This window comes from Sphingomonas sp. UBA978, assembly GCF_002292295.1.
GTDB lineage: Bacteria > Pseudomonadota > Alphaproteobacteria > Sphingomonadales > Sphingomonadaceae > Sphingomonas.
Window position 1 is genome coordinate 1 of record NZ_DBBS01000004.1, and the last position, 26,400, is coordinate 26,400.

A 26,400-nucleotide genomic window follows, 5' to 3' on the forward strand; every position below is an offset into this window, starting at 1 on the left:
CGGGGCAACACAGGCCTTGCCGGAAGGCCGCCCCGTCCCGTCAGACGGCAAGGCTCAGAATTTCACCTCCGCGCTCATCGTGAACGACCGCCCGCGCGGGTCCGCGATCCTCGGTTCCCACGAACCGCCCGCCCCGGTGTTGCCGTCATAAGTGACGGCGAACGGCGGATCGGTGTCGAACAGGTTGCGCACGCCCGCGGTGATCTTGAACCCCGGCAGACCGATATAGCTGACCGAGGCGTTGTAGATGATATAGTCGTCCACGTTCGCGTTATAGTCGGGCCGCGTGATCGTCCCCGCGGCGATGCCGGGCAGCGCGAAATTGCGGTAGCCCTTGCGGAAGATCTGGGTGAGCGACAGCACGACGTCGTCGTTCGCATAATTGACGAAGGCATTGTGCTTCCAGCGCACGCCAAGGTCGCCGGCAAAGGTGAACACGCCGATCAGGCTGGCAGTGTACGGCGAGGTCGGGGTCAGTTTCTCGCCCTTCTTGAGCAGCAACGTCCCGTCGAGGCCGGTCGACAGAACGCCGCCGAGGGCGTCGACCCCGCCACGTGCCGCAACCTCGAGCCCCTGGGTCCGCCGCGAACCGGCGTTGATCCAGGTATCGTCGATCGCGACGATCTCGTTCGTCGCCGGATCGCGGAGGAAGCGGTCGGTGAACAGCGCCGCATTGTCGATCAGCTGCCGCAACGTCAGCGTCTGGATCGTGTCGTCGACGTCGATCTTCCACCAGTCGACCGAAGCGCTGAACCGGGCCGAGGGCTGGATGACCACGCCGGCACTGAACTGACGCGCGGTTTCCGGACCGAGCGTCCGGTTGCCGCCCGTCAGGATGGCCGGCCGGATCAGCACGCAGGCCGGATTGGCGGTGTTCGGGACGCCGCCGGGGCACCGGGTCGGATCGGCCAGGTCGCTGCCCGAATAGGGAGATTCGGTCAGGCCATTGAAGATCTGGTTGAAGGAGGGGACACGGAAACCGGTGTTGTAGGAGCCGCGGAACAGCAGCGGTTCCCAGGGACGGAACTTGATCGATACCTTGGGATTGGTCGTGGTACCGAAGCCGGTGTAATCGTCGATGCGCACCGCGCCGGTGACGTCGAGCCCGGGCAGGATCGGCACCAGCATTTCGGCATACGCGGCCTTCACCGTCCGCTCCTTCTTCCGCAGTTCGTTGACGTTGTCGAAGGCGGCGAGGAAGATCACCGGTGCGGTGGCGGCTGCTGCATCCGAGCCATTGAAGCTGTATATTTCGCGGCGATAGTCGATTCCGGCGGCGAGCTGCACCGACTGATCGCCCCAGAGGCGGACGAGCGGCCCGGCGACCGAATAGTCGAACTGCTTCACTTCATACTGACCACCGTACAGCGTCTTGCCGAACGCCGATACCGCCTGCAACCCGGCGATGCCGGCATCGCTTTGCGTCAGGCTGAAGGGGTTGAGCAGGCCGGCGTTGATGAGCCCGGCAAGGCCCGGCCCCGCCGCACCCGGCGCGGTCGGCGCCGACGGATCATAGGCGCCGCTCGCCAGCGTGCCACGGTAGTAATAACCGGTGCCGAGCACCGACGCCGCCTCGCTGCGCGCATAGGAAGCGCCGGCCCGATAGTCCCAGCCGGTCCACAGCGGCCCCTCCATCGCCGCGGCGACGCGGATCGTCTTCGTCTCCGTCCTGTATTCGCGCGGCCCGCAGGCGATGCAGCGCCAGCGGAAGGCGATCGGCTTGCCGTAATTGGCGGCGACGCCGGGGAATTGCGCCGCGATCGCATTGTAGACCGCATTGTAGCTCGACGCGGTCAGCGCGTTGAGCGGATAGGCGACCTGGAAGTTGGAGGTGTTGCTCGACACCTGCGCGTTGGAGAAGCTCTTCGCCGATTTGGCGTCCGAGCCGGTCACCTCAAGCGACAGTTCGTGCTCCTGCGCGATCCGCACGACGCCGCGGGCATAATAGGTCAGCGTCCTGATCGGCTGCTGGATCACCGCGGCGCGGCCGGTATCCCAGGCGCAGGCATAGCGCGCGTTCGGCGCGTTCCACAGCGCGGCGTCATAGGCCATGCCGCCGTCCATCGTCTCGCACCCCGCCCCGCCGGGCAGGTTGAGGAGGTTGATGCCGCCCGCGCCATAGGTGCTGGTCAGCCCCGGCACCTGCAACGCGCTGAGCGGCGCGGTGTTGGCCGCGCCCCCTGCCCCCAACGTCCCGGTCGTGCCGCCGAGCAGCGTGCCGATCTGCCCGGCCGGTCCGCGCGGCAGGAAGGCGCCGTTGTTGAGCGCGAAGGCGGTGGCGATCGGGGTGCCGCGGGTGTCGATCGACAGGCCGCGATTGGGCTGGTTGCCGTTGACGAAGTCGCGATCCGACCCGCGCAGGATGTTGTTCCAGCTGTAGCTGACCGCACCCATCACGTTGAAGCCCTGTTCGGCGAGGTCGCCGTAACCGGCGATGCCGGACAAGCGATAGATGTTGCCGCCGCCCTCTTCGGTGATGTCGTTGAACGCCTGGAGCCCCAGCCCCTTGTAATCCTTGCGCGTGATGAAGTTGATGACGCCGCCGATCGCATCGGTGCCGTAGATCGCCGAGGCACCGTCCTTCAGCACCTCGACCCGCTCGATCGCGGCAAAGGGGATCTGGTTGACGTCGACGGCCGCGCCCGACAGGCCGTGCGCCGCGACGCGCCGGCCGTTCAGCAGCACCAGCGTCGCCGCCGACCCCTGCCCGCGCAGATTCGCCGCCGACAGGCCGTTGGTGCCGCGCTGCGCGCCAGACGTGACGTCCGCGTTGGAGGCGAGATTGTCCGCGCCGCTGCCGTTGGTGGTCAGAAAGGCGATCAACTGTTCGGGATTGCTGATGCCGTTGCGGGTCAGTTCCTGATTGGTGATGATCTGGAGCGGCAGCGCGCTGTTGTTGGGGTCCTGCTTGATGCGGGAGCCGGTGACGAGGATGTCGCCGTCGGCCGCGGGGACGTTGGTGATGCCCGCTCCGGTTGCCGGCGTCGCCGCCCCGGTCGGGGTCGCGGCATCGGGCGTCGTCGTCTGCGCATCGACCACCTGCGCCGCGGCCACACCGGCGCCGCCACAGACCAGCGCGAGTCCGCACCCGCTCATCAAGATACGCCGCAACGCGTTGTTTGCCATGTGTTTTTCCGCCCCCTGACACCGTTCCCCGACGGCATTCATGGATTAGCAACGAAAACGTCACGAAAGGCCAGAGCAGAAACGCGGCGTCGCACCATTTTTTGCGCGCCGTGACCGCGGCGCGACAGATTGGATCGTCGTCCGCCGGACATGACGCCATAAAGTGCTTGCCCCGCGCCTTCCGCTGCTGCGACTGTCGCCCGTATTGAAAGGTGACGCCGGCATGATCCGCACTCTCGTCGCGATGCTGATGGCGCTGCTGGTCGCTGCGGCTTCGCCCGCGCCCGGCGACATGGTCCTGATCCGCGGCGCGCGGGTGTTCGACGGCAGTGGCGCCGCGGCGTTCGGCGCCGACGTTCTGGTCCGCGGCGAGCGGATCGCGGCGATCGGCGCGCACATCGCCCGGCCGCGCGGCGCCCGCCTCGTCGAGGCGCGGGGCATGACGCTGATGCCGGGGCTGCACGACCTGCATACGCATATGCGCGCGCCGGGATTTCCCGCGGCCGACGATCTCGGCAAGGCCTATGCCGCCTATCTGCTCGCCGGGGTGACCAGCGCCAACGACTATTCGCTGAGCGGCGAGATGCTCGCGCCGATCCGGGCGATGACCGGCGACGGCAGCGTCCCCGCACCGCACCTGTCGCTGGCGGTGCGGCTGGGGGTGCCGGGCGGGCACGGCACCGAATTCGGCTGGGGCAGCGCCTTCACCCTGCAGGCCGCGACGCCGCGCGCCGCGCATGTCGCGATGCGCACGGCCCTGTCCTACCACCCCGACGTCATCAAGGTGTTCGCGGACGGATGGCGCTATGGCCGGTCGCCCGACCTCGGCGACATGAACACGCCGACGCTGGCGGCGATCGTCCGCGACGCGCATGCCGCTGGGATTCCGGTCATCACGCATACGGTGACGCTGGCGGGCGCGAAGATCGCCGCCGCCGCGGGAGTCGATGCGGTCGGCCACGGCGTCGGCGACGCGATCGTCGACGATGCGCTGATCGCGGCGATGCGGGCGAGCGGCACCGCCTATATTCCGTCGCTCGCGGCCTACGAACCGCAGGAGGACCGGACGTTCGCCGCCGCCGAATGGCAGGCGCTGCGCCCGCCCGAACGCGCGGGCGAAGCCCCGCGCTTGGCGACGGCGCCTGAACCGGTCCCGGCGCTGGAGAGCCGGCGCTGGACGATCATGCAGGCAAACGTCGCCCGGCTGCGCGACGCGGGCATCCCGATCGGCGTCGGCACCGATGCGGGGGTCGGCGGCGTCTATCATGGCTGGTCGACGGTGCGCGAGGTCCGGCTGCTCGGACGGTCCGGCCTGTCGCCGCGGCAGGCGCTGGCGGCGGCGACCGCCGTCTCGGCACGGATCATGCGCCGCGCCGATGCCGGCCGGATCGCGATCGGGCAGCGGGCGGACCTGATCCTGGTCGACGGCCGCCCGGACGTGCGGCTCGATGATCTGCACAAGGTGGTGCGCGTCTTCCTGTCCGGGCGAGAGGTCGCGCTGCCACCGCTGCGGCGGCTGATCGATGGCGACGCGCCGTCGCCGCTGCCAGCGGTACGGATGACCGGGCCGATCGACACGGGCGTGCGCGGCGACGGACGCACCGACCTCGCCACGCTGCCGGTCGACAGCACCGAACCGGGGATCGACCACAGCCATCTCGACATCGTCCGGCCCGATGACAGTGGGGCGCGGCGCCTGTTTGCGGTCGCGCGGCTGGGGGCGGCGAGCCGGCCCTATGCGCAACTGGTCGTGCCGCTGACCCGCGGCGCGATCCTGCGGGCGGATGCGCGCGGGTTCACCGGGGTGGCGTTTCGCGCGCGGGGGATGGGGCGATACCGGCTGACGCTGGACAGTTACGGGCTGGCCAGCCCGTTCCGCGCGAGCTTCGCCGCGGGCGCGGACGAGGCGGAGGTGCGGCTGCCGTTCGCGGCGTTCGCCAGCGGCGACGGCTCGGCGCGGCTGGATGTGACGGCGCTGCGTGCGCTCGTGTTCCGGCTGGAAGGCGAGCCGGGCGGGCGGGCCTGGCTCGAACTGGGGGAGCTGCGCTTCTACCGGTAGCCCGGCGGGGGTTGGTTCGCGCAGAGGCGCGGAGGACGCAGAGGTGTCGCGCTTGCCGGACCCGAGGTCTTCTTTTCGTACCGGAGAGATGACAGGAGTTCGGTTGCCGCACGCGCAACACCTCCGCGTCCTCCGCGCCTCCGCGCGAGCACATTCTTCTTTTCAGGGCGCGGTGTGGAACGCGAAGCAGAGGTGTGCCTGCCGCTCGCGGCGTTCGCAAGCGGCGAACGGCGATGGCTCCGCACGGCTTGATATGGCGGCGCGGCGCGCGCTCGTGTTCGGGCTGGAGGGTAAGCCGGGCGGGCGGGCCTAATTGCGATTGGGGGAGCGGCCCTTCTACCGGTAGCCCGGCGGAGGGTTGGTTCGCGCAAAGGCGCGGAGGACGCGGAGGTGTCGCACTCCCCGGACCGGAGGTCCTCTTTCATACTGGAGAGATGACAGGAGCTTAGCTGCCGCGCGAGCAACACCTCTGCGCCCTCCGCGCCTCCGCGCGAACACATTCTTCTTTTCAGGGCGCGGCGTGGACCCCGAAGGCATTGACGGGGAATGAAAAGTATTCCCCAGCCCCGTCAGTCGCAGCCCGCGGATGGGTGGTGCGGCAGGGCGCGGCCGGCGGCGGCACCGGTGAGGCGGCCGTTGTCGACCGCGATCACGCCGTTGACGACGACCGTGCGGACGCCGGCCGCGGGCAATTCGGGCTGTTCGTAGGTGGCGCGCGCCGCGTAGCGACGGGGGTCAAACACCACCACGTCGGCAAAGGCGCTGGCGCGCAGGCGGCCGCGGTTCTCGAGGCCGAAGGTGTCGGCGGTCAGCGCGCTGCTCCGCTCGATGAAGGCGCGCAGCGACAGCACCCGCTCGGCGACGACATATTTCGCATATTTGCGGGCGAAGGTGCCGTAGACGCGCGGATGGCCGGTCGAGGCGTCGGAGCCGGTCATCACCCACGGCCGGCGCATGAAGGCGGCGATGTCCGCCTCGCTCTGGTTGAACGAGGCGACTGCGGGGTCGGCGACGCGGATGACCGCGATCGCTGCGGCGACCGCATCGGTGCCTTGCGCCGAGGCGACAGCGGCAAGCGTGCGGCCCTTCTCGGCGCCTTCAGTGATGAGCAGCGCCGCAGGGCCGCCCCGCTTGCGCAAATTCTCGACCATATCGGTGCGCAGCCGCGCCGCCAGCGCCGGATCGGCGAAGCGCGCCAGCAGCGCCGGGCGGCCGCCGTCCTGCGCCCATAGCGGCACCAGCGACGCGACGAGGCTCGTGCCCGAGGCGCTCCACGGATATTGGTCGGCGGTAACCGCCTGCCCCGCGCGGCGTGCCGCCTCCACCTGTGCGATGATCGCCGGGGCGCGGCCCTGCACGTCGACGCCGAGCGCCTTGATGTGGCTGATGTGGACCGGCAGGCCGGCGTCGCGGCCGATGCGGATCGCCTCGTCGATCGCGGCGGCGAGGCCGACGGTGTAGCTCGATTCGTCGCGGATGTGGCTGTCGTAGACGCCGCCGCGCCGCGCCGCCTCGCGGGCCAGCGCGACGACCTCCGCGGTGGTGGCGAAGCTCTGCGGGGCATAGAACAGCCCGGTCGACAGGCCGAGGCCGCCGCCGCACATGCCCTTCGCGACCAAGGCGCGCATCGCCGTCAGCTCCGCCGCGGTTGGCGCGCGCCGCGCCTCGCCGATCACCGCGGTGCGCACCGCGCCGAAGCCGACATAGGCGCCGTAATTGATCCCGACCGGGCGGCTGCGGGCGGTGGCGAGGACGCTGGCGACGTCGGGATCGCCGCCGCCGTCGTTGCCGATGAAGGCGGTGGTGACGCCCTGCATCAGGAACGGCATGACCAGCCGACGGTGGGGATCGGGGTCGGCGAGCATCGCCTCGACATGGGTGTGCGGGTCGATGAAGCCGGGTGCGACGATCAGGCCGCGGGCGTCGATCGTGCGGCGGGCGCTCACCGGGCGGCGGCCGACCGCGACGATCCGGTCGCCGCGGATGGCGACGTCGCCGACGAAGGGCGCGTCCGATCCGGTGAAGACGGTGCCGCCGCGGATGAGGAGGTCGACGCGCTCCGGCGCGGGGGCGGCGCCGAGCGCGGCGCCAAGGGCGGGGAGCGCGACGAGGATTGCGGCGCGCCTCATCGCCCGGCCGCCAGCCGTTCCTCGGTCGCGCTATAGGCGGAATGCGCGCCCGGCGCGGCGGGCACGTCGGTCGCGACATAGGCGACGCCGGTGCCGGCGGCGGGATCGACCCATAGGCCCGAACGCAGGCCATAGGCCTCGCCGGCATGGCCGAAGCGCTGCCGGCCGTCGCCGAACGGATCGTCGTGGCAACCCGGCGCCTCGGTGGCGAGGAAGGCGACCGCGAGGCCGTAGCGGCAGGTGAAGCCGTTCTCGCTGGTGCCGTTGCCGCCGTCCTGCCGCCACAGCGGGGTCGCGAGCAGCGCGGCAGTGCGCGGCGAGAGCAGCCGCACGCCGTCGACGGTGCCGCGGCCGAGCAGCAGCCGGCCGATCGTGGCGAGGCCCCTTGCCGAGATGCGCAGGCCGCCCTGCGGCGCGAAGATCGCGCCGTTGACGCCCGGTCGCCAACGGTCGAGGTCGCACGAATTGTCGCGGGCGGGGGTGACCGGGCAGGTGGTGGCGGCGGCGGCGTCCTTCACCGGCTGGCCGTCGCGGTACAGCACGACCGCCCGCGCCACCGTCGCGCGCGCGCACGCGGCCCAGTTGAAACAAGCGTCGAGCTTCAACGGCCGGAGCACGAGCCGGTCCATCAGCCGGTCGAAGCGTTCGCCGGTGGCGCGCTCCATCACCGCGGCGATGACGGGGAAGTTGAAGTTGGTGTAGCGGAACCAGGTGCCGGGCGCGTGGTCGGTGTCCCAAGCGGCGGGGTCGGCGAGCGTCGCGTGCATGTCGGCATCGAGCGGCAGGACATAGTCGATCCGGTCGGTCAGGCTCGACCGGTGCGACAGCAGCAGCCGCAGCGTGATCGGCACGTCGGGATGTGCCGGGTTGCGCAGCCGCCAGCCGAGCAGCGCGGAGACGTCGGCGTCGAGGTCGAGCCGCTTCGCCTCGACCAGCCGCAGCACGCCGATCGCGGTGACCAGCTTGGAGATCGAGGCGACGCGGACGGGATCGTCGACGCGCATTGGCCGCCTCGCCGCCACGTCCGCCAGACCGGTCGCGGTGGCGGTGACGATGCCGTTGCGGTCGAAGGTCACGCGGGCGGTGGCGACCGGGGGCGCGGCGGCGGCGAGCAGCAGGAGCGGCAGCATCGCCTAGCCGCCCGCTCGGGCGAGCAGGGCACGCGCCTGTTTGAGGTGCGGCGCGTCGACCATCCGTCCGTCGAGCTGCAGCGCGCCCGCGCCGGGGTGGGCGGCGAAGGCGGCGACGATCCGCTCCGCCTCGGCGAGCGCATCGGCGCCGGGGGAGAAAGCGGCGTTGATCGCGGCGACCTGCGCCGGGTGAATCGCCATCATCCCCGTGAAGCCGTCGCGCGCGCCGCGCGCGGCATAAGCGGAGAGGCCCGCGAGGTCCTTGATCGCCGGATAGACCGTCTCGATCGCCGCGACGCCGGCGGCATGCGCGCCCATCAGCGCGAGCGTGCGGACCAGTTCATAGGGCGGGGTGTAGCGGCCGTCCGCCTCGCGCGCGGTCGATGCGCCGATCGCGGCGGGCAGGTCCTCCGCGCCCCAGGTCAGCCCGGCCAGCCGCGCCGCCACCGTGCGGTAGCCGCCGAGTCCGAACACCGCGAGCGGCGTCTCGGTCGCGACCGGCAGCACCGGGACGACGGATGCGCCCATCGCCGCGACCAGCGCGGCGACGTCGTCCGCGGTTTCGGCCTTGGGCAGCATCACGCCGTCCGCGCCGCGCGCCGCCGCGAGGTCGTCCGCCAGCCCGTCGCTGCCGAGCGGATTGACGCGGACGAAGCGCGTCACCGCCGCCGGTTCGCGCAACCATTGCGCCACCGCCTCGCGCGCCGCCGGACGCGCGGCGGCGGCGACCGAATCCTCGAGGTCGAGGATCACCGCATCCGCCCCGCTCGCCGCCGCCTTGGCGAAGCGTTCGGGGCGGTCGCCGGGCACGAACAGCAGGGACCTCAACCGCATGGCATTCTCCTCGACGTCAGGGCGTAGCGTGCCGGGAGGAGGCAAGACAAGCGCGCGGCGAACCGCTAGACGCCGGCGCCATGCCGTCTGCCCCTTATGATGCGATCGTCTTCGGCGCCGGTGCCGCCGGCCTGATGTGCGCCGCCGTCGCCGGCCAGCGCGGCCGGCGCGTGCTGCTGGTCGACCATGCCGACGAAGCGGGCAAGAAGATCCTGATCTCTGGCGGCGGCCGCTGCAACTTCACCAACATCCACACCGCGCCCGACCGCTATCTGTCCGCCAACCCGCATTTCGCCAAATCCGCGCTCGGCCGCTACACCGCCGCCGATTTCCTGGGCCTGGTCGAGCGCCACGGCATCCGCTGGCACGAGAAGACGCTGGGGCAGCTCTTCTGCGACGGATCGGCGCGGCAGATCGTCGCGATGCTGCTCGGCGAATGCGAGATGGGGCGGGTCGAGCTCGCGCTGGCGTCCGCGGTTGGCGAGGTCGGGCATGACGGCAGCGGCTTTACCGTCGCCCTGCCCGGCCGCAGCGTCACCGCGCCGCGGCTGGTGATCGCCACCGGCGGGCCGTCGATCCCGAAGATGGGCGCGACCGGTTTCGCCTATGACCTCGCGCGCCAATTCGGGCTGAAGGTGGTCGAGCCGCGGCCGGCACTGGTGCCGCTGACGCTGGGCGGCGAGGAGGCGCTGTTCCGCACGCTGTCCGGCGTCGCGGCGGATGTCGTCGCCAGCGCGGGCAAGGCGCGGTTTCGGGAAGCCGCATTGTTCACGCATCGCGGCCTGTCCGGCCCGGCGATCTTGCAGGTGTCGAGCTACTGGCGCGCGCGCGAGCCGATCGCGATCGACTTCGTGCCCGATGCCGCCGCGCACTGGCTGGTCGAGGCGAAGCGCACGCAACCCCGCACCACGCTGCGCCGGGCGTTGGCCGCCACCCTGCCCGACCGGCTCGCCGAGGCGCTGGCCGAACGGCTGGCGGTGACGGGCGAACTCGCCAACGCGCCGGACCGCCGGCTGGACGAGGCGGCGCGGCAGCTGTCGGCGTGGCGCTTCACCCCCAATGGCAGCGAAGGCTATGCCAAGGCGGAGGTGACCGCGGGCGGGATCAGCACCGCCGACCTCTCCTCACAGACGCTGGAGGCGCGGCGGGTACCGGGCCTGCATGCGATCGGCGAGGCGGTCGACGTCACCGGCTGGCTGGGCGGCTATAATTTCCAATGGGCATGGGCGAGCGGCTGGGCGGCGGCGCAGGCGCTCTAATCACCCGATCAGCAGGCGCACGCCGATCGCCAGCACCAGCGCCGGGGCGGTCGTCACCACGCCGACGCGCAGGAACTGGAGGAAGGTGACGTCCTCCCCCTCGCGGCGGATCGCGATCAGCCACAGGATCGTCGCCAGCGACCCGGTGATCGACAGGTTCGGGCCGAGGTCGACGCCGATCAGCAGCGCATCGACGACGATGGCGGGTGGATGCGCCGTTGCGATCGTCTGCGCCGCGATCAGCCCGGCGGGCAGGTTGTTGACAAGGTTGCTGCCGACCGCGAGCAGCCCGCCCGCCACCGCCGCAGTCGCGCGCGGATCGCTCGCCGCGCCGTCAGACAGGCGCGCGGCGAGCCAGCCGATCAGCCCGGTCCCCGCCAGCGCCTCGACCATCACGAACAGGCCGGCGACGAGCAGCAGCACCGACCAGGACACCGCACGGACGAGCGGCAGCGGCGAGGCGCCGGCGCGCCACTGCACGACGAGGGCGGTCGCCACGCCGGCGCCGAAGGTCGGCCAGCCGAGGTCGCTTCCCAGCGCCGATGCCAGCGTCAGCAGCGCCGCGGTCACGCCGATCCCGGCCAGCGCCATCCGCCCGCCCCCGCTCAACGCCACCGCCGCGCCCCGCTCCGCTGGGCCGGCCAGATCGGCGCGGAACAGCCAGCGCAGCGCGAGATACGTCGTGCCGATCGCCACGACCGACGGCAGCGCAAAGGCCGCCAGCCACGCGCCGAGCCGCGGCAAGTCGCTGGCGTAGAGTACCAGATTGGCGGGATTGGAGATCGGCAGCAGGAAGCTCGCCGCATTCGCCACCAATGCGCAGGCGAACAGCAGCGGCAGCGGCGCGACCTTTGCCTGCCGTGCGACCGCATAGACGGCGGGGGTGAGCACCACCGCGGTCGCGTCGTTCGAGAGGAAGGCCGTCACGACCACGCCGACGAGGAACACGAGCGTGAACAGTCGCGCCGCCGACCCGCGCGCGCCGGCGGCGGCACGATGCGCGACCCAGTCGAACAGCCCGTGCGCGCGCGCAGCCTCGGACAACAGCATCATGCCGATCAGGAACAGATAGACGTCGCCGCCCTTCAACACCGCCGCCCAGGCGCCTGCCGGCGCGATCAGCCCGGTGACCAGCAACAAAGTGGCGCCGAGCACCGCCCACACCGCTTCGGGCCAGCGGAACGGGCGGACGATCACACCTGCGGTTGCGGCGGCGCAAATGGCGACGGTGGCGATCATCGGACCGGCGCAAGATGCGGATGCGAGGGCGAACGCGTGCTTACGTCACCCCGGACCCGGCCCGGATGACGGGAGGGCTTCATGGTCTTGCCACCACGCATCACGCCGGCTTCGTCTCCGGCATCGCCACCGCATAGAGGCCGAGCCCGACGCCGGCGATTCCCGCCAGCGTCAGGAAGCTCGCGCCATAGCCGGCCCAGACGATGATCGTCCCCGCCAGCGTCGCGCTGAGCGCGGCACCGAGGCCCTGCGCTGTCGCCACCGCGCCCTGGCTGACGTTGAACCGGCCGGTGCCCTTGGTCAGATCGGCGATTACCACCGGGAAGAGCGCGCCGAAGATGCCCGCGCCGACGCCGTCCAGCGCCTGCACGCCGACCAGCCACCACGGATCGTTCGACAGCGTGTAGAGCGCACCGCGCGCCGCCAGTACGCCGAACGCGACGAGAAACAGGGGCTTACGGCCCCAGGCATCGACGTTGCGCCCGACGATCACCGCGACCGGCACCATCACCAACTGCGCCGCGACGATGCACGCCGCGGTCAGCGAGGTCGCCGAATCCTTGCCGACCGTCTTGGCGAGCAGCTGGCTGACCGAGGTCAGCATCGCCGCATTGGCGAGATGGAAGAGAAAGGCGATCGCCGCGAACAGCAGCAGCGGCCGGTTCTCGACCAGCACCCGCCAGCCGCCGGGCTCGTCGCAGCCCTCCTCGGGCTCGCAGTCGAGCCCGCGCGCGACCGCATTGTCGATGTCGCCGTTGCGCACGCGCAGCGCAGCGAACACGCTCGCCACGGTCAGCGCGCCCATCAGCCAGAAGACCACGACCGGCCCGAACTTCCACGCCAGCGCGCCCGCCAGCGCGGCGGACATCGCGTTGCCGGCATGGTTGAACGCCTCGTTGCGGCCGACCCGCTTCGAAAACAGCTTCGGCCCGAACAGGCCCAGCGTGATCGCACTGATCGCCGGCGCGAACACCGCGCCCGCCACCGCCGCGATCGACTGGGTCGCGGTCACCACCGCGAAGCCGCTGACGAAGGGCAGCGACACGCTGCTGAGCGTCACCAGCAGGGCCGCGACGATGACAATCCGCGGCTTGTTGCGGCTGCGGTCGATCAGCCCGCCGGCGGGCGTCTGCGACACCAGCCCGACGATGCCGGCGATCGTCAGCACCAGCCCGACGGTCGCCTCGTTCCAGCCGTGTGCCGGGCCGCGCACCGCCAGCAGATAGATGGCGAGATACGGCCCCAGCCCGTCGCGCACATCGGCGAGGAAGAAATTCAGTGCGTCCAGCGTGCCGCCGGCGTGATGACCGGGCTTTTTCCCCGGCGGGTGCAGCGGTGCAGGCGGGGCAAGGCTGGCCATCGGATCGTTGCTCCGTCGCGGGGTCGGTCCACGATGGACATCCGCTCGCGTCGCGGCTCAACCGGCCATTCGCACAATCGATCCGGCCCGGCCCGAATTATGTTGCGAACCATTGCTGTGGCGGCGGATCGTCGGCCACCGCGGGTTCCCGGCAGCCTGTCATCCGCTGCAATTGCAGGCGGTATCCGGCGGCGAGTTGCGCGAAGGCGCGATTCAGCGTAGGAGCTGCGGCGCGGCCTCGCTCGGCCTCGGCTTCGCGGATTAGGCGACGCAGGGTCTCTGGGGTCACGGTCACGGCCATGATGCGCGGATACAAGCGCCACATTGCGCCCGTATTGCCGCCCGCACTGGCCCGCGATTTTCCCATCGCGACTCTGTTGTCCCTGCTGCGTTCCCGCCCTGGCCCAAGGCCGCGGCTTCGGGGGCGTCGCCCCTATTCTAGGTTACCCCCATGCCCTTTTCCTCCCTGCCCCCGCTTCTCGCCGAAGCGCTCGTTGCCCGTGGCTATGAAGCGCCCACCGCCGTCCAGGCCTCCGTCATCGAACCCGAAGCGGCCGGCCGCGACCTCGTCGTCTCCGCCCAGACCGGGTCGGGCAAGACCGTCGCCTTCGGCCTCGCCATGGCCGGCGAGCTGATGGCGGACGGCACCCTGCCCCCGCCCGGCCTGCCGCTGGCGCTCATCATCGCGCCGACCCGCGAACTCGCGCTGCAGGTCAGCCGCGAACTGATGTGGCTCTACAAGGGCGCGCATGCCCGCATCGCCACCTGCGTCGGTGGCATGGACGCCAGCAAGGAGCGCCGCTCGCTCAGCCACGGCGCGCATATCGTCGTCGGCACCCCCGGCCGCCTGCGCGACCATCTGGAGCGCGGCGCGCTCGACCTGTCGGCGCTGCGCGTCGCGGTGCTCGACGAGGCCGACGAGATGCTCGACATGGGCTTCCGCGAGGACCTCGAGGGCATCCTCGATGCCTCACCGACCGAACGCCGCACGCTGATGTTCTCGGCGACGATGCCGCGGCCGATCGTGGCGCTCGCCAAGCGCTACCAGCGCGACGCGCTGCGCATCTCGACCGTCGGCGAAGATCGCGGCCATGGCGACATCGCCTATCAGGCGGTCACCGTCGCGCCGGCCGATATCGAACATGCCGTCATCAACCTGCTCCGCTTCCACGAGGCGGAGACGGCGATGCTGTTCTGCGCCACCCGCGACAACGTCCGCCACCTCCACGCCAGCCTCGTCGAGCGCGGCTTCGCGGCCGTCGCCCTGTCCGGTGAGCATAGCCAGAGCGAGCGCAATTCCGCGCTGCAGGCGCTGCGCGACCGCCGCGCGCGCGTGTGCGTCGCGACCGACGTCGCCGCCCGCGGCATCGACCTGCCCTCGCTCAGCCTCGTCGTCCATGTCGAGATGCCGCGCGATGCCGAGACGCTGCAGCACCGTTCGGGCCGCACCGGCCGCGCCGGCAAGAAGGGGACCGCGGTTCTCATCGTCCCCTATCCACGCCGCCGCCGCGTCGACATGATGCTGAAGCAGGCCAAGATCGCCTGCGACTGGATCCCCGCCCCCTCCGCCGACGACATCCGCAAGCAGGACCGCGAGCGGCTGATCGCGACCTTGCTCGCGCCGGTCGAGTTCGACGACGAGGATCGCGAGCTGGCGACGCGCCTGATGGCGGAAAAGTCGGCCGAGGATATCGCCGCCGCGCTGGTCCATGCGCATCGCGCGTCGATGCCGCAGGCCGAGGATCTGCTCGATTCGGCCGCGCCGCAGCAGTCGGACCGCACCCAGGGCCACCGCCCGGGCTTCGAGGATACCGTCTGGTTCCAGATGGATATCGGCCGCCGCCAGAATGCCGATCCGCGCTGGCTGCTGCCGCTGATCTGCCGCCGCGGCCATATCACCAAGGCGGAGATCGGCGCGATCCGCATCAACCCGAACGACACGATCTTCGAGGTGCCGCGCACCGTCGCCGACCGCGTGCTCGCCAGCGTGCAGCGCACGGCGAACCCCGAGAATGACGAGGGCAGCCTCCAGATCATTCCGTTCACCGGCAACCCGCGCGAGGCCGGCGGCAGCGGCGGCGGCGCCCCCCGTGGCCCGCGCGCGCCGCGCGACAATGCCGCCCGCCCGCCGCGCACCGGCGGCGCGCCGGTCCGGCACCAGGCGAAGCCCTATCGCAAGGGTCCGCGGGGCTGATGCTGGCCACAGGCGTCCGCATCCTGGTCGACGCGGACGCCTGCCCGGTCAAGGACGAGATCTACAAGGTCGCCTGGCGCCGCGAGGTGCCGGTGACGATCGTCAGCAACAGCCATTTCCGCGTGCCGGTCCATCCGCTCATCACCCGCGTGGTGGTGAGCGACGGCTTCGACGCCGCCGACGACTGGATCGCCGCGGCGGCGGATGCGACCGCGGTGGTGGTGACCGCCGACATCCTGCTCGCCGACCGCGCGCTGAAGGCCGGCGCGACCGTGCTCGCCCCGACCGGCAAGCCGTTCACCACGGCCTCGATCGGCGGCGCGATCGCGACCCGCGCGATCATGGCCGACCTGCGCGCGGGCGGCGACCAGCTCGGCGGCCCGAAACCCTTCGCCGCCGCGGACCGCAGCCGGTTCCTGCAGGCGCTGGATACCGCGCTGGTGCGGTTGGGGCGCGGGTAGGCCGCACCGGATTGCTTCGCCGCCGGTTCGGCGTACACTGTCGGCAGGCATCCGGGGGGATCGTTCGATGGCGACGTTGCAGGCCGCGCTTCCAGATCGTCTCTACCGCAATCTTGCCATCGCGATGGCGGTCGTCGTCGTCGCCGGTTTTTCGATGCAATTGGCGATGGGCCGCTCGACGTTTGCGGCACCGGTGGTGCTCCATGTCCACGCGGCGGTGTTCTTCGGATGGACCGCTCTGTTCGTCGTCCAAACGATGCTGGTCGATCGCGGCTCGCTGGCGCTGCATCGGCGGCTCGGCTGGCTCGGCGCCGGCTGGGCGGCGGCGGTCGTGCTGCTGGGCGGCTACGTGACCGTCATGATGGTGCGGCGGGGCGGCGCGCCCTTCTTCTTCACGCCGTCCTACTTCCTCTTCATGAACGTGCTGATGGTGCTCGGCTTCGGCACGCTGGTCGCGCTCGCGATCCGGATGCGGCGGCGGACCGACTGGCACCGCCGCCTGATGATCTGCGCGATGGCGATCCTCACCGGCCCCGCGATCGGGCGCATCCTGCCGATGCCGCTGATGATTCCCTGGGCGGCATGGGGCGTCTTCGCGGCGCTGCTCCTGTTTCCGGCCATCGGCATGATCGCCGATGTGCGTCGCACCGGCCGCGTCCATCCCGCCTGGTGGTGCGGCGTCGCCACGATCGCAGCGATCCAGATCGCGATCGGCATCGTCGCCGCCAGCCCACCGGGGCTGGCGCTGTACCGCGTCGTCGTCGCGGGCGGCGCGGGCGAAGCCGTGCCCCCGCTCGACTATCCGCCGTTCCCGGGCGGGTGATCGGCCCGCGGCCGGCCGCGCCTCAGCCCTCGTCCCCCATGCGCAGCGCGGCGATGAAGGCTTCCTGCGGGATGCTGACCGAGCCGTATTCGCGCATCTTCGCCTTGCCCTTCTTCTGCTTGTCGAGCAGCTTGCGCTTGCGGGTGGCGTCGCCGCCGTAGCATTTGGCGGTGACGTCCTTGCGCATCGCGCTGATCGTCTCGCGCGCGATCACCTTGCCGCCGATCGCCGCCTGGATCGGAATCTTGAACAGGTGGCGCGGGATCAGTTCCTTGAGCCGCTCGACCATGCCGCGGCCGCGCGTCTCAGCGGTGCCGCGGTGGACGATCATGCTGAGCGCGTCGACCGGCTCCTCGTTGACGAGGATGCTCATCTTGACGAGGTCGCCTTCGCGATAGCCGATCTGTGTGTAGTCGAAGCTGGCATAGCCCTTCGACAGCGATTTCAGCCGGTCGTAGAAGTCGAACACCACCTCGTTGAGCGGCAGCTCGTAGGTCGCCTGCGCGCGCCCGCCGACATAGGTCAGGTTCTGCTGAATGCCGCGACGGTCCTGGCACAATTTCAGGATCGAGCCGAGATATTCGTCGGGGACGTAGATCGTCGCGTTGATCCACGGCTCGCTGATCGTCTTGATCTTGTTGACGTCGGGCATGTCGGCGGGATTGTGCAGGTCGATCTGCGTGATCCCGGCCGGGTCGGGATGGGTCAGCTCGATCTGGTAGACCACCGACGGCGCGGTGGTGATGAGATCGAGGTCGTATTCGCGGGTCAGCCGCTCCTGGATGATTTCCAGATGCAACAGCCCGAGGAAGCCGCAACGGAAGCCGAAGCCCAATGCCGCCGACGTCTCCATCTCGAAGCTGAAACTCGCATCGTTGAGCCGCAGCTTGCTGATGCTCTCGCGCAGCTTCTCGAAGTCATTGGCGTCGACCGGGAACAGGCCGCAGAACACCACCGGCTGGACCTCCTTGAAGCCCGGCAGCGCCTCGGCGGCGGGCTTCTTGGTGTCGGTCAGCGTGTCGCCGACGCGCGCCTGCGCGACGTCCTTGATCTGCGCGGTGATGAAGCCGATCTCGCCGGGGCCGAGGTCAGTCAGCTGCTCGATCTTGGGCCGGAAACAGCCGACGCGGTCGACCAGATGCGTGGTGCCGGCCTGCATGAAGCTGACCTGCTGCCCCTTCTTCAGCACGCCCTCCATGACGCGGACGAGGATGACGACGCCCAGATAGGGGTCGTACCAGCTGTCGACCAGCATCGCCTTCAACGGCGCGGTCGCATCGCCCTTCGGCGCGGGAATGCGGGTGACGATCGCCTCGAGGATCTCGTCGATGCCGATCCCCGACTTGGCGCTGGCCAGCACCGCTTGCGACGCGTCGAGGCCGATGACGTCCTCGATCTCCTTGCGCACCATCTCGGGCTCGGCGGCGGGCAGGTCGATCTTGTTGATGACCGGCACGATCTCATGGTCGTGCTCGATCGACTGATAGACGTTGGCGAGCGTCTGCGCCTCGACCCCCTGCGCCGCATCGACCACCAGCAGCGCGCCCTCGCAGGCGGCGAGGCTGCGGCTGACCTCATAGGCGAAGTCGACGTGGCCCGGCGTGTCCATCAGGTTGAGCGTATAGGTGATGCCGTCCTTGGCCGGATAGGACAGGCGCACGGTCTGCGCCTTGATCGTGATGCCGCGCTCCTTCTCGATATCCATATTGTCGAGCACCTGACTCGACATTTCGCGGTCGGTCAGGCCGCCGGTGCGCTGGATCAGCCGGTCGGCGAGCGTCGACTTGCCATGGTCGATATGGGCGATGATCGAGAAGTTACGGATCGTGGAAAGCGGGGTCGTCATGCGCGGCCCCTAGCAGGGTGTCGCGGGCTTGCCAAAGGGGGTCAGCGGGTCAGCTGCTCGATCGCGCGCAGCGCGTTGAGGTAGCGCACCGAACCTTCGCCGGAGACGAGCGCCCACGGCACGCCGCGTTCCTCCAGGATCGCCCGGCTGAGGTCGAAGAACCGCCGCCGGTCCCGCGCCGACCCGAACATGCGGGTGCCGTCCTCGACCCAGGGCAGGTCGATGTCGAACAGCAGGTACAGGTCCGCAGTGTTGGTCCAGGTCGCGAACCACGGATCGCGCCGGCCGAACATCATGTCCGCCCACACCGCGGTCATCAGCGGATCGGTGTCGAGGATCACGGGATAATGACGCTCGGCGAGCGCACTGCGCGTCTTGGCGTCATGCCCCTTCCCGATCTCGACCAGGTCGGCCATCGTCAGGTCGGTGCCGAACGCCTCGCAATAGGTGCGGCCGAATTCGGCAACGCTGGGGACGCCACCGAAATGCTGCGCGAGCCGGGGCATCATCGTCGACTTGCCGCTGCTCTCCGGCCCGTGCAGGCAGATCGAACGCGGCGTCATGCCGGCACCAGCGCCCGCGCCCGTGCCTGCGCACGCCGCCAGCCGGACAGGCCGTAGAGCGACAGCGCCAGCAGCACGCCGTAGAGCGCGCAGGTAAACCACAAGCCCTTGGCGGCGTAGAGCGGCATGCTCGCGACATCGACCGCGATCCACAGCCACCAGCTTTCGATCCTGCGTCGCGCCTGCAACAGCTGCGCCGCGACCGAGGCGATGGCGATCACCGCATCCCACCACGGATAGGACGCATCGGTGTAGCGATGCATCAGCATGCCCCACAGCGTGCAGGTCGCGATCCCGCCGGCCAGCCACATGGCCCGTGCGGCGGGATCGAGCCGCTCGATCACCACCTCCCCCGCCTGCGCCCGGCTGCGCGTCCAGTTCGCCCAGCCATAGAGGTTGGCGGCGAAGAAGAAGGCCTGCAGCAGCATATCGCTGTAGAGCCGCGCGCCGGCGAAGACCCAGGCGTAGATCGCGACCGCGACCAGCGCGACCGGAAAGTTCCACATGTCGCGCCGCGCGACGAGCGCGACATTGACCACGACCAGCGCGGCGGCGAGGGGTTCGACGAAGGCCGGGACCATGTTCACGCTTGCTGCCTAAGGCGATGCCGGCGGATTTCGCAAGACCGCACATCCGGTGCTTGCATCCCGTTTCGGGCGTGGCTATAGGCGCGCCTCCAAGCACGGTCGCCCCTTGGAAAGGGTGGCGATCGAACTCCGTCGGGGAGTAGCTCAGCCTGGTAGAGCACTGTCTTCGGGAGGCAGGGGCCGGAGGTTCGAATCCTCTCTTCCCGACCATTTCAACCGCTTCGGCAGTGGATTGCCTGGTACATCAGGGGCGGTGCCCGAACCGCTCCGCCATGCGCCCGTAGCTCAGCTGGATAGAGCATCAGACTACGAATCTGAGGGTCGGACGTTCGAATCGTTCCGGGCGCACCATTTTCCAGGATTATTAGCCGGAGCCGCCGCTTTGGTCGACAAGAGCTGGGGCGCCGCCCCGTCGACGCCGTCGTTCCGCGTCAGGACCAACGCCAGCCCCGATGAGCGCGCCGCCGAGCGCGCCCGTGCCCGCGAGGATCGCAGCCGCGAACGCGCCGCGGCGATGGAGCAACGGCTGGAAATCCGCGCGGTCGAGCGCGAGGCCGATATCCGTGCCCGCGAAGAGGCACGCACCGCCCGCCGGATCGAGGAAGAGCGCAAGGCGGAGGGCGATCCCCATGCCGCCGCCGCGCAGCGCCGCCGCGGCTCGGGGCGCAAGGACGTGGTGCGCAAACAGCGCGATACCCGCGGCTATACGACCATCGTCGACATCGGACGGATGCGCGAGCTCGCCAAACGCGGCGCGTCGGTGTCGGGCCTTGCCGGCGCATTCGGCATCACCGAGGCGGAGGTCGAGGCGGCGCTCGCCGGCGCCGACGCGGAACAACCCGCCGAATAGCGGCACCGATATCCGGAAACGACGAAGGGGCCGGACGGCAACCGTCCAGCCCCTTTCGGTCGGTCGAAACGGAAACGATCAGGCGGCGCGGGCGAACCGCACGGCATCGGCACGATCGTTGGCGACGGTGCGTGCCGGCTGCATCGGCGCGGCGATGCGGGCCGCGGCGGCGGTCTGGCGGCGATAGGAAATGACGGCGGCGATCAGGCTGAACATATCGGGCTCCCGGGGAGGATTGCTGCAACGCAACATTAGCCTCGCATATGTTGCCGGGAGGTTAGTGCCGCAATTGCAATATGGCTTGGCACGATTGCATCCGGTGCAATCGTAAATGCTTCGCCCCTGCCCTCACCCTTCGCCGCCTTTGGCGTCTTTTCCCTCTCCCGTCGGGAGTATCGGGTGAACAGCACCCTGTGCTGTTCAGATCATGCTGGGGGCATGATCGACCCGATACTGGAGGGAGCCGCAAAGCGGCGGAAGGGTGAGGACGGGCTCACGTACCGTTTGCTATCCCGCACAACATGGCACGCGCCCGGCGCAAGGCCGGGTCCTGCCATCCCATCGGCATCTCCCGACGCACCCTGGCCCAAGCCCTTGATCCGCGACGCAATTGGAACGAAACGGGGACATGGCCGATGACGAAGCGCCTCCGCAGAGAAAGGTGATCCATGTCGACATGGACGCCTTCTATGCGTCGGTCGAACAGCGCGACGACCCGACGCTGCGGGGGCGACCGGTCGCGGTCGGCGGGTCGCGCGCCCGCGGCGTGGTCGCGGCGGCGAGTTACGAGGCGCGCGCCTTCGGTGTACGCAGCGCGATGCCCTCGGTCACCGCGATCCGGCGCTGCCCCGACCTCGTCTTCGTGCGGCCGCGGTTCGACGTCTACAGCGGGGTGTCGCGGCAGATCCGGGCGATCTTCGCCGATTACACCGACCTGGTCGAGCCGCTGTCGCTCGACGAGGCCTATCTCGACGTCACCACCGACCTGCGCCAACTGGGCTCGGCGAAGGCGATCGCCGAGGAGATCCGCGCCCGTATCCGCGCCGATACCGGCCTCACCGCCTCGGCCGGGGTGAGCTACAACAAGTTCATCGCCAAGCTCGCCTCGGACCAGAACAAGCCCGACGGCATCTGCGTAATCCCGCCGCACAAGGGCGCTGCCTTCGTCGCCTCGCTGCCGGTCAAGCGCTTCCATGGCGTCGGACCAGTGACCGCGAAGAAGATGGAATCGCTCGGCATTCTCAGCGGTGCCGATCTGCGCGACCGGCCGCTGGCGTTCCTGCAGGCGCATTTCGGGTCCTATGCCGACTATCTGTTCCGCGCGGCGCGCGGCGAGGACCATCGGCCGGTCCGCGCGCACCGTCAGTCGAAGTCGGTCGGGGCGGAGCGGACGTTCGAGACCAATTTTTCCGACCGCGCCGATCTGCACGCCGCGCTCGCCCGCGTCGCGGAGGCGGCATGGGTGCGGATCGACCGGTCCGGCACGCGCGGGCGGACGGTGACGCTGAAGCTCCGCCATTCCGATTTCCACACGATCACGCGGGCGCGCTCCTTCACCCTGCCGGTCGCGGACGAGGCGGCGTTCCTGGCGGCGGGGATCGACCTGCTCGACGCGCAGCTGCCGGTGCCGGACGGGGTGCGCCTGCTCGGGCTGACGCTGTCCGGCATCCTCGGCGACGCCCCCGACGCGGAAGAGGTGCAACCCAGCCTGCCGCTCTGAATCCCCTCCCCTCGACGGGCCGCTGATTGTCGGTTACCGATCGTTAACCAATGCGGGTGGGGGCATGACGGGCGAGGCGTGGTTCATTGCGGCGATGGTGCTGGGCCTGGCGGGCTATGGCATCTATCTCGCCGGGCTGCGCCGTCATCTGGTCGAACCGAGCCGCGCGTCCTGGCTGATCTGGGCGGTGGCGACCGGGGTGGAGGCGGCGACCTATCTGGCGGTCAATCCCGGCGAGCCGCAGGGCCTCGTCTTCGCGATGTCGGCGATGGCGTGCATCGTGGTGACGCTGGCGATGTGGCGGCGATCGCGCTGGACCGCCCCCTCCCCCACCGAAACGATCTGCATGGCGGCGAGCTTCGGCGCGATCGTACTGTGGCTGCTGCTCGAGGAGACGTTCTGGGCGCATATGCTGGTCGTCGCGGCGGTGCCGCTGGGCTTCTGGCCGACCTGGGCGAGCGTGTGGGAGGATCGCGCCCGCGAACGCTCGCCGGCCTGGGGATTGTGGACGCTCGGCGACCTCGCCACGCTGATCGTCGCGACGCGCAGCAGCGGCTCGGGGGTCGGCGAATATGCCTATGTGATGGTCGAGCTGCTCTGCCACGCCAGCGTGTGGCTGATGGTCGGGCTGGCGACGCTCAACCCGCTGCGCTCGTTCGGGCGGCGCGAGGGCGGGCTGCGCGTGCTCGACGCCTATCTGCCCGTCAACCCCTTCGCCGTCGCGGAGACGCATCTGGGCAAGGCGGTGTTCGCGGCGCGGGGCTTCGCGGAGGGCGAGACGATCGTGCGCTTTTCCGGGCGGACCGTCCCGGCATCGCGGCTGCCGCGCGGCCTCAGCGGCGCGACCGACCGCTTCCTCCAGGTCGCGCGCGACCGCTACATGGGCCCGTCGGGACGCATAGACGACCTCATCAACCACAGCTGCTCCCCCAACGCCGGCCTCCGCTTCACCGACGGCGGCGTGTTCCTGACCGCGCTACGCGCCATCGCGCCGGGGGAGGAGATCGCGTGGGACTATTCGACGACGCTGGCGGATGCGGACTGGTCGATGGACTGCGCCTGCGGCAGCGTGGAATGCCGGCGGGTGGTCCGGGCATTCGCCTTGCTGCCGGCGGAGGTGCAGGACCGCTACCGCGCCAGCGGCATCGTCGCCCCCTATCTGCGCGAACCCGTGCGCGAATCCCCGCACGAAGCGGCGGCGTAGGGCACGACCGCCTGTAACGGCCTGACGTCGCTCGAGCGATCGGGCGGGATTGTTTTACCGGGGGTGTTCATGTTGTCCATGTCGCCGCTGTCGTCCGCACTCTTGCCCGCGGACCGGATTGCGGCTAAGGGCCCGCGCTTCCACGCTCATGGCTGGATGCTTGCGGGAGGGTGCCCCGGCGCCCGTCTGGACCGCTAAACTTGAAACGAGAGTGACATGGCAAAGAAAATCACAGGTTACATCAACCTGCAGGTTCCTGCAGGCGACGCGAAGCCCGCCCCGCCGATCGGCCCGGCGCTGGGTCAGCGCGGCGTGAACATCATGGAATTCTGCAAGGCGTTCAACGCGCAGACGACCGACATGGACAAGGGCACGCCCCTGCCCACGAAGATCACCGTCTATGCCGACCGTTCGTTCTCGTTCGAGATCAAGACGCCGCCGGCCTCGTTCCTCATCAAGAAGGCCGCCGGCCTGAAGTCGGGCTCGAAGGAGCCGGGCAAGGTCGTCGCCGGCAAGATCGCGCGCAGCAAGCTCGCCGAGATCGCCCAGACCAAGATGAAGGACCTGAACGCCAACGACATCGAGGCAGCGACCAAGATCATCGAAGGCTCCGCCCGCGCGATGGGCCTCGAAGTGACGGAGGGCTGAGATCATGGCCAAGCTGACCAAGAAGCAGAAGAGCAACGCGATCAACCCTGAGACGCTGCACGGCGTCGATCAGGCGATCAGCCTCGCCAAGCAGAATGCCACCGCCAAGTTCGACGAGACCATCGAGGTCGCGCTGAACCTGGGCGTCGATCCGCGCCATGCCGACCAGATGGTCCGCGGCGTCGTGACGCTGCCCGCCGGCACCGGCAAGACCGTCCGCGTCGGCGTGTTCGCCCGCGGCGCGAAGGCCGAGGAAGCACTGGCGGCCGGTGCCGACGTCGTCGGTGCGGAAGACCTGATGGAGACGATCCAGGGCGGCACGATCGACTTCGATCGCTGCATCGCGACCCCGGACATGATGGGCGTCGTCGGCCGCCTCGGCAAGGTGCTGGGTCCCAAGGGCCTGATGCCGAACCCGAAGCTCGGCACCGTGACGATGAACGTCGCCGAAGCCGTCAAGGCGGCCAAGGGCGGCCAGGTCGAGTATCGCGTCGAGAAGGCCGGCATCATCCACTCCGGCATCGGCAAGGCGTCGTTCACGCAGGAAGACCTGCGTCGCAACTTCGACGCGCTGGTCGATGCGGTCGTGAAGGCCAAGCCGTCGGGCGCCAAGGGCAAGTATGTCCGCAAGGTCGCCGTCAGCTCGACGATGGGCCCGGGCATCCGCGTCGACACCGCCGAGGTGGCTGGCGCGTAAGCGTTCCTAGCTCACGACGACATGAAAAGGGCCGGGAGCGATCCCGGCCCTTTTTGCGTGCATTGCCCGCGATGACGGGGGCTATGCCGGGAAGTCCGCCCCCAGCGCCTGATCGCGGCGGCTCTCGATCTCCGCCAGCCGCTCCTTCAGCTTGCCCGTGACGGCGTCATAGCCGAACTGGCCGAGCACCAGATGGCGCGGCGGATTGGGCTCTTCCGTCACCGCGATGATCGCCTCGCCGGCGCGGACCGGGTCGCCGGGCTGCTCGCCGCTATACCCACGCGTGCTGTCGAGCCGCGCACCGGCGGTGTCGGCATAGTCGACGATCGTCACCGGCGTCTGCTGCAACGAACGTCCCGCCCAGTCGGTGCGGAACGGCCCCGGTTCGACGCAGGTGACCGCGATGCCGAGCGGGCCCACCTCGGCGGCGAGACTGTCCGACCAGCCCTCGACCGCATGTTTCGACGCGGCATAATAGCCCGAGCCGGGAAAGCCGACGAGCCCCGCGACCGAGGTGAAGTTGACGATATGCCCCTGCCGCCGCGTGCGCATGCCGGGGAGGGTGGCGCGGGTTAGGGCGAAGAGGCCGAACACGTTGGTTTCGAACTGGGCGCGGATCGCGTCGTCCTGCCCCTCCTCGACGCTGGCCTGATAGCCGTAGCCGGCATTGTTCACCAGCACGTCGATCCGCTCGAAGCGATCCTCCGCCGCGGCCACCGCGCGGGTGACGCCGGGCGCATCGGTGACGTCGAGCGCGAGCGCGAGCGCGCGATCCTCGTGCCCCGCGACCAGATCGGCGACGCGCGCCGCATCGCGCGCCGTCACCACGGCCCGCCAGCCGCGATCCAGCACCAGCCGCGCGAGGTCGCGGCCGAAGCCGGTCGAACAGCCGGTGATGAACCACACGGGATTGGTGGGTAACGTCATGCCATGGCACCTTGGGAAAAAGGACGGATGCCGCAGCAATGCCGCAGCCCCGCGCCCGGTTCCCCCGGCGTCCCCGTGCCGGTCAGGCCGGGGTCAGGGCGTCGCGTGGTCGGCGGCGTGCGTGGCACTGCCGTCGAGATTCGCCCCGATCGTCGCGAACGGACGCGACAGCACGCTGCCGATCTCGCTCGCCATCAGCAGCGCCGCGGTGCCGACGACCGCGATCATCACCGCGAACTGGACCATGCGCGCGACATAGCGGCTGCGCGCCTCGCGATCGGCGATCGACGCGGAGGGCCGGTCGGCGGCGCGACGATCGTCCTGCGAGGGCGCGGGCTTGTCGGTCGGCGGCTTGGCGGCGAGGATGCCGTCGATGTCGATCCGGTCCTGCGTGCGGACGCCGAAATAGGCGCCCTTCTGCCAGACGACGCGGCCGATGATGACGTGATGGATGCGGCGGATCTCGATCACCGTCCCGCGCGGACACGGCGTGTCGGCGGTGGCGAGCAGCCCGCGCGACGACATGTTGTGGATCAGCACGTCGTCCCAGTCAGCGCCGCAGCGCATGCGGGCGCGCAGCATGACCTTGCGACGGGGTTCCCGCTGCTTCACCGACGCCGTCCGGCGCGAGCGCGATCGGTGAAGAGCATGGCGGACGTCATCGCAGCGTCATGCACGGGAAAGGTTAACAGCCGGTAAGTCGGACCGGAATGGACAGGTGTCGCCGGTGGGCGTGCCGGGGAC

The 26,400-nt window shown here is 70.0% G+C and carries 23 protein-coding genes and 2 tRNA genes; 12 read left to right on the forward strand and 13 right to left on the reverse strand.

From position 1 onward, the window contains the following. Nucleotides 1-54 precede the first annotated feature (54 nt). Nucleotides 55-3,096 (reverse strand): TonB-dependent receptor domain-containing protein, encoded by a 3,042-nt coding sequence (locus B2515_RS01270; protein ID WP_293872785.1) that lies wholly within the window; start codon nt 3,094-3,096, stop codon nt 55-57. Nucleotides 3,097-3,349: 253 nt separating this feature from the next. Here B2515_RS01270 and B2515_RS01275 point away from each other — a divergent pair, with 253 nt between their 5' ends. Next, nucleotides 3,350-5,185 (forward strand): amidohydrolase family protein, encoded by a 1,836-nt coding sequence (locus B2515_RS01275; RefSeq protein WP_293872787.1) that lies wholly within the window; start codon nt 3,350-3,352, stop codon nt 5,183-5,185. Between the two features lie 569 nt (nt 5,186-5,754). Here the strand turns inward: B2515_RS01275 and B2515_RS01280 are convergent. The 3 genes from B2515_RS01280 to B2515_RS01290 are packed head-to-tail and all read right to left on the reverse strand — an operon-like array spanning nt 5,755 to nt 9,278. Continuing rightward, nucleotides 5,755-7,314: an N-acyl-D-amino-acid deacylase family protein gene (locus B2515_RS01280; RefSeq protein WP_293872789.1), complete on the reverse strand. Its 1,560-nt coding sequence runs from the start codon at nt 7,312-7,314 to the stop codon at nt 5,755-5,757. Beyond that, entirely contained in the window at nt 7,311-8,444 is a 1,134-nt protein-coding gene (locus tag B2515_RS01285; protein ID WP_293872791.1) for a serine hydrolase domain-containing protein, read from the reverse strand. The genes B2515_RS01280 and B2515_RS01285 overlap by 4 nt, the downstream gene beginning before the upstream one ends. A 3-nt stretch (nt 8,445-8,447) precedes the next feature. After that, nucleotides 8,448-9,278, reverse strand: a complete 831-nt coding sequence (locus B2515_RS01290; protein ID WP_293872792.1) for an HpcH/HpaI aldolase/citrate lyase family protein — start codon at nt 9,276-9,278, stop codon at nt 8,448-8,450. Between the two features lie 80 nt (nt 9,279-9,358). Here B2515_RS01290 and B2515_RS01295 point away from each other — a divergent pair, with 80 nt between their 5' ends. Further along, nucleotides 9,359-10,537, forward strand: coding sequence for an NAD(P)/FAD-dependent oxidoreductase (locus tag B2515_RS01295; RefSeq protein ID WP_293872793.1), 1,179 nt, complete (start codon nt 9,359-9,361; stop codon nt 10,535-10,537). Here the strand turns inward: B2515_RS01295 and B2515_RS01300 are convergent, their stop codons facing one another. The 3 genes from B2515_RS01300 to B2515_RS01310 all read right to left on the reverse strand — a co-directional run bounded on the left by B2515_RS01300 (nt 10,538) and on the right by B2515_RS01310 (nt 13,461). Next, complete coding sequence (locus B2515_RS01300; protein WP_293872794.1) at nt 10,538-11,776, reverse strand: arsenic transporter; 1,239 nt, start codon at nt 11,774-11,776, stop codon at nt 10,538-10,540. 100 nt (nt 11,777-11,876) lie between these two features. Further along, nucleotides 11,877-13,136, reverse strand: a complete 1,260-nt coding sequence (locus B2515_RS01305; protein ID WP_293872795.1) for an MFS transporter — start codon at nt 13,134-13,136, stop codon at nt 11,877-11,879. Between the two features lie 97 nt (nt 13,137-13,233). After that, on the reverse strand, nt 13,234-13,461 hold the full coding sequence (locus B2515_RS01310; protein ID WP_293872797.1) for a hypothetical protein: 228 nt from the start codon (nt 13,459-13,461) through the stop codon (nt 13,234-13,236). 126 nt (nt 13,462-13,587) lie between these two features. On the opposite strand from B2515_RS01310, the gene B2515_RS01315 reads away from it, so the two are divergent. From B2515_RS01315 to B2515_RS01325, 3 genes are all read left to right on the forward strand, one after another. Then, complete coding sequence (locus B2515_RS01315) at nt 13,588-15,330, forward strand: DEAD/DEAH box helicase (protein ID WP_293872799.1); 1,743 nt, start codon at nt 13,588-13,590, stop codon at nt 15,328-15,330. Then, nucleotides 15,330-15,791, forward strand: a complete 462-nt coding sequence (locus B2515_RS01320) for a YaiI/YqxD family protein (RefSeq protein ID WP_293872801.1) — start codon at nt 15,330-15,332, stop codon at nt 15,789-15,791. The genes B2515_RS01315 and B2515_RS01320 overlap by 1 nt, the downstream gene beginning before the upstream one ends. Nucleotides 15,792-15,858: 67 nt before the next feature. Beyond that, nucleotides 15,859-16,614, forward strand: coding sequence for a hypothetical protein (locus tag B2515_RS01325; protein WP_293872803.1), 756 nt, complete (start codon nt 15,859-15,861; stop codon nt 16,612-16,614). Nucleotides 16,615-16,636: 22 nt separating this feature from the next. On the opposite strand, the gene lepA is transcribed toward B2515_RS01325, so the two are convergent. From lepA to pnuC, 3 genes are read right to left on the reverse strand one after another with little or no spacing between them, the layout of a single operon-like run. Then, on the reverse strand, nt 16,637-18,460 hold the full coding sequence (gene lepA / locus B2515_RS01330) for a translation elongation factor 4 (RefSeq protein ID WP_293872805.1): 1,824 nt from the start codon (nt 18,458-18,460) through the stop codon (nt 16,637-16,639). A 41-nt stretch (nt 18,461-18,501) separates the two neighbouring features. Further along, nucleotides 18,502-19,023 (reverse strand): AAA family ATPase, encoded by a 522-nt coding sequence (locus B2515_RS01335; RefSeq protein WP_293872806.1) that lies wholly within the window; start codon nt 19,021-19,023, stop codon nt 18,502-18,504. Next, nucleotides 19,020-19,604, reverse strand: a complete 585-nt coding sequence (pnuC, locus tag B2515_RS01340; protein ID WP_293872833.1) for a nicotinamide riboside transporter PnuC — start codon at nt 19,602-19,604, stop codon at nt 19,020-19,022. The genes B2515_RS01335 and pnuC overlap by 4 nt, the downstream gene beginning before the upstream one ends. Nucleotides 19,605-19,743: 139 nt before the next feature. Here pnuC and B2515_RS01345 point away from each other — a divergent pair. The 3 genes from B2515_RS01345 to B2515_RS01355 all read left to right on the forward strand — a co-directional run bounded on the left by B2515_RS01345 (nt 19,744) and on the right by B2515_RS01355 (nt 20,460). Beyond that, a tRNA-Pro gene (locus B2515_RS01345) sits at nt 19,744-19,820 on the forward strand. Between the two features lie 64 nt (nt 19,821-19,884). After that, nucleotides 19,885-19,961 (forward strand) — tRNA-Arg (locus B2515_RS01350). 31 nt (nt 19,962-19,992) lie between these two features. Further along, nucleotides 19,993-20,460, forward strand: a complete 468-nt coding sequence (locus B2515_RS01355; protein WP_293872808.1) for a hypothetical protein — start codon at nt 19,993-19,995, stop codon at nt 20,458-20,460. Between the two features lie 78 nt (nt 20,461-20,538). Here B2515_RS01355 and B2515_RS01360 read toward each other — a convergent pair whose 3' ends face one another. Beyond that, on the reverse strand, nt 20,539-20,676 hold the full coding sequence (locus tag B2515_RS01360) for a hypothetical protein (RefSeq protein ID WP_293872810.1): 138 nt from the start codon (nt 20,674-20,676) through the stop codon (nt 20,539-20,541). A gap of 412 nt (nt 20,677-21,088) precedes the next feature. On the opposite strand from B2515_RS01360, the gene dinB reads away from it, so the two are divergent. From dinB to rplA, 4 genes are all read left to right on the forward strand, one after another. Then, nucleotides 21,089-22,180 (forward strand): DNA polymerase IV, encoded by a 1,092-nt coding sequence (gene dinB / locus B2515_RS01365; protein ID WP_293872812.1) that lies wholly within the window; start codon nt 21,089-21,091, stop codon nt 22,178-22,180. A 64-nt stretch (nt 22,181-22,244) separates the two neighbouring features. Further along, nucleotides 22,245-23,384 carry an SET domain-containing protein gene (locus B2515_RS01370; RefSeq protein WP_293872814.1) on the forward strand — a complete coding sequence of 380 codons (1,140 nt, stop codon included), beginning with the start codon at nt 22,245-22,247 and terminating at the stop codon, nt 23,382-23,384. 216 nt (nt 23,385-23,600) lie between these two features. Continuing rightward, nucleotides 23,601-24,032: a 50S ribosomal protein L11 gene (gene rplK / locus B2515_RS01375; RefSeq protein WP_017978227.1), complete on the forward strand. Its 432-nt coding sequence runs from the start codon at nt 23,601-23,603 to the stop codon at nt 24,030-24,032. A 4-nt stretch (nt 24,033-24,036) separates the two neighbouring features. Continuing rightward, nucleotides 24,037-24,729: a 50S ribosomal protein L1 gene (rplA, locus tag B2515_RS01380; protein ID WP_293872820.1), complete on the forward strand. Its 693-nt coding sequence runs from the start codon at nt 24,037-24,039 to the stop codon at nt 24,727-24,729. An 81-nt stretch (nt 24,730-24,810) separates the two neighbouring features. On the opposite strand, the gene B2515_RS01385 is transcribed toward rplA, so the two are convergent. Both B2515_RS01385 and B2515_RS01390 read right to left on the reverse strand, forming a co-directional pair. Continuing rightward, a complete protein-coding gene (locus B2515_RS01385; RefSeq protein WP_293872821.1) occupies nt 24,811-25,656 on the reverse strand; it encodes an oxidoreductase in 846 nt (281 codons plus the stop codon). Nucleotides 25,657-25,749: 93 nt separating this feature from the next. After that, nucleotides 25,750-26,268, reverse strand: a complete 519-nt coding sequence (locus tag B2515_RS01390) for a hypothetical protein (RefSeq protein WP_293872823.1) — start codon at nt 26,266-26,268, stop codon at nt 25,750-25,752. Nucleotides 26,269-26,400: the final 132 nt, after the last annotated feature.

Coding starts and splice junctions, on each gene's coding strand:
- B2515_RS01270 (WP_293872785.1), bottom strand. CDS start 3,096: ATGAGCGGGTGCGGACTCGCGCTGGTCTGTGGCGGCGCCGGTGTGGCC.
- B2515_RS01275 (WP_293872787.1), top strand. CDS start 3,350: ATGATCCGCACTCTCGTCGCGATGCTGATGGCGCTGCTGGTCGCTGCG.
- B2515_RS01280 (WP_293872789.1), bottom strand. CDS start 7,314: ATGAGGCGCGCCGCAATCCTCGTCGCGCTCCCCGCCCTTGGCGCCGCG.
- B2515_RS01285 (WP_293872791.1), bottom strand. CDS start 8,444: ATGCTGCCGCTCCTGCTGCTCGCCGCCGCCGCGCCCCCGGTCGCCACC.
- B2515_RS01290 (WP_293872792.1), bottom strand. CDS start 9,278: ATGCGGTTGAGGTCCCTGCTGTTCGTGCCCGGCGACCGCCCCGAACGC.
- B2515_RS01295 (WP_293872793.1), top strand. CDS start 9,359: ATGCCGTCTGCCCCTTATGATGCGATCGTCTTCGGCGCCGGTGCCGCC.
- B2515_RS01300 (WP_293872794.1), bottom strand. CDS start 11,776: ATGATCGCCACCGTCGCCATTTGCGCCGCCGCAACCGCAGGTGTGATC.
- B2515_RS01305 (WP_293872795.1), bottom strand. CDS start 13,136: ATGGCCAGCCTTGCCCCGCCTGCACCGCTGCACCCGCCGGGGAAAAAG.
- B2515_RS01310 (WP_293872797.1), bottom strand. CDS start 13,461: ATGTGGCGCTTGTATCCGCGCATCATGGCCGTGACCGTGACCCCAGAG.
- B2515_RS01315 (WP_293872799.1), top strand. CDS start 13,588: ATGCCCTTTTCCTCCCTGCCCCCGCTTCTCGCCGAAGCGCTCGTTGCC.
- B2515_RS01320 (WP_293872801.1), top strand. CDS start 15,330: ATGCTGGCCACAGGCGTCCGCATCCTGGTCGACGCGGACGCCTGCCCG.
- B2515_RS01325 (WP_293872803.1), top strand. CDS start 15,859: ATGGCGACGTTGCAGGCCGCGCTTCCAGATCGTCTCTACCGCAATCTT.
- lepA (WP_293872805.1), bottom strand. CDS start 18,460: ATGACGACCCCGCTTTCCACGATCCGTAACTTCTCGATCATCGCCCAT.
- B2515_RS01335 (WP_293872806.1), bottom strand. CDS start 19,023: ATGACGCCGCGTTCGATCTGCCTGCACGGGCCGGAGAGCAGCGGCAAG.
- pnuC (WP_293872833.1), bottom strand. CDS start 19,604: ATGGTCCCGGCCTTCGTCGAACCCCTCGCCGCCGCGCTGGTCGTGGTC.
- B2515_RS01360 (WP_293872810.1), bottom strand. CDS start 20,676: ATGTTCAGCCTGATCGCCGCCGTCATTTCCTATCGCCGCCAGACCGCC.
- dinB (WP_293872812.1), top strand. CDS start 21,089: ATGGCCGATGACGAAGCGCCTCCGCAGAGAAAGGTGATCCATGTCGAC.
- B2515_RS01370 (WP_293872814.1), top strand. CDS start 22,245: ATGACGGGCGAGGCGTGGTTCATTGCGGCGATGGTGCTGGGCCTGGCG.
- rplK (WP_017978227.1), top strand. CDS start 23,601: ATGGCAAAGAAAATCACAGGTTACATCAACCTGCAGGTTCCTGCAGGC.
- rplA (WP_293872820.1), top strand. CDS start 24,037: ATGGCCAAGCTGACCAAGAAGCAGAAGAGCAACGCGATCAACCCTGAG.
- B2515_RS01385 (WP_293872821.1), bottom strand. CDS start 25,656: ATGACGTTACCCACCAATCCCGTGTGGTTCATCACCGGCTGTTCGACC.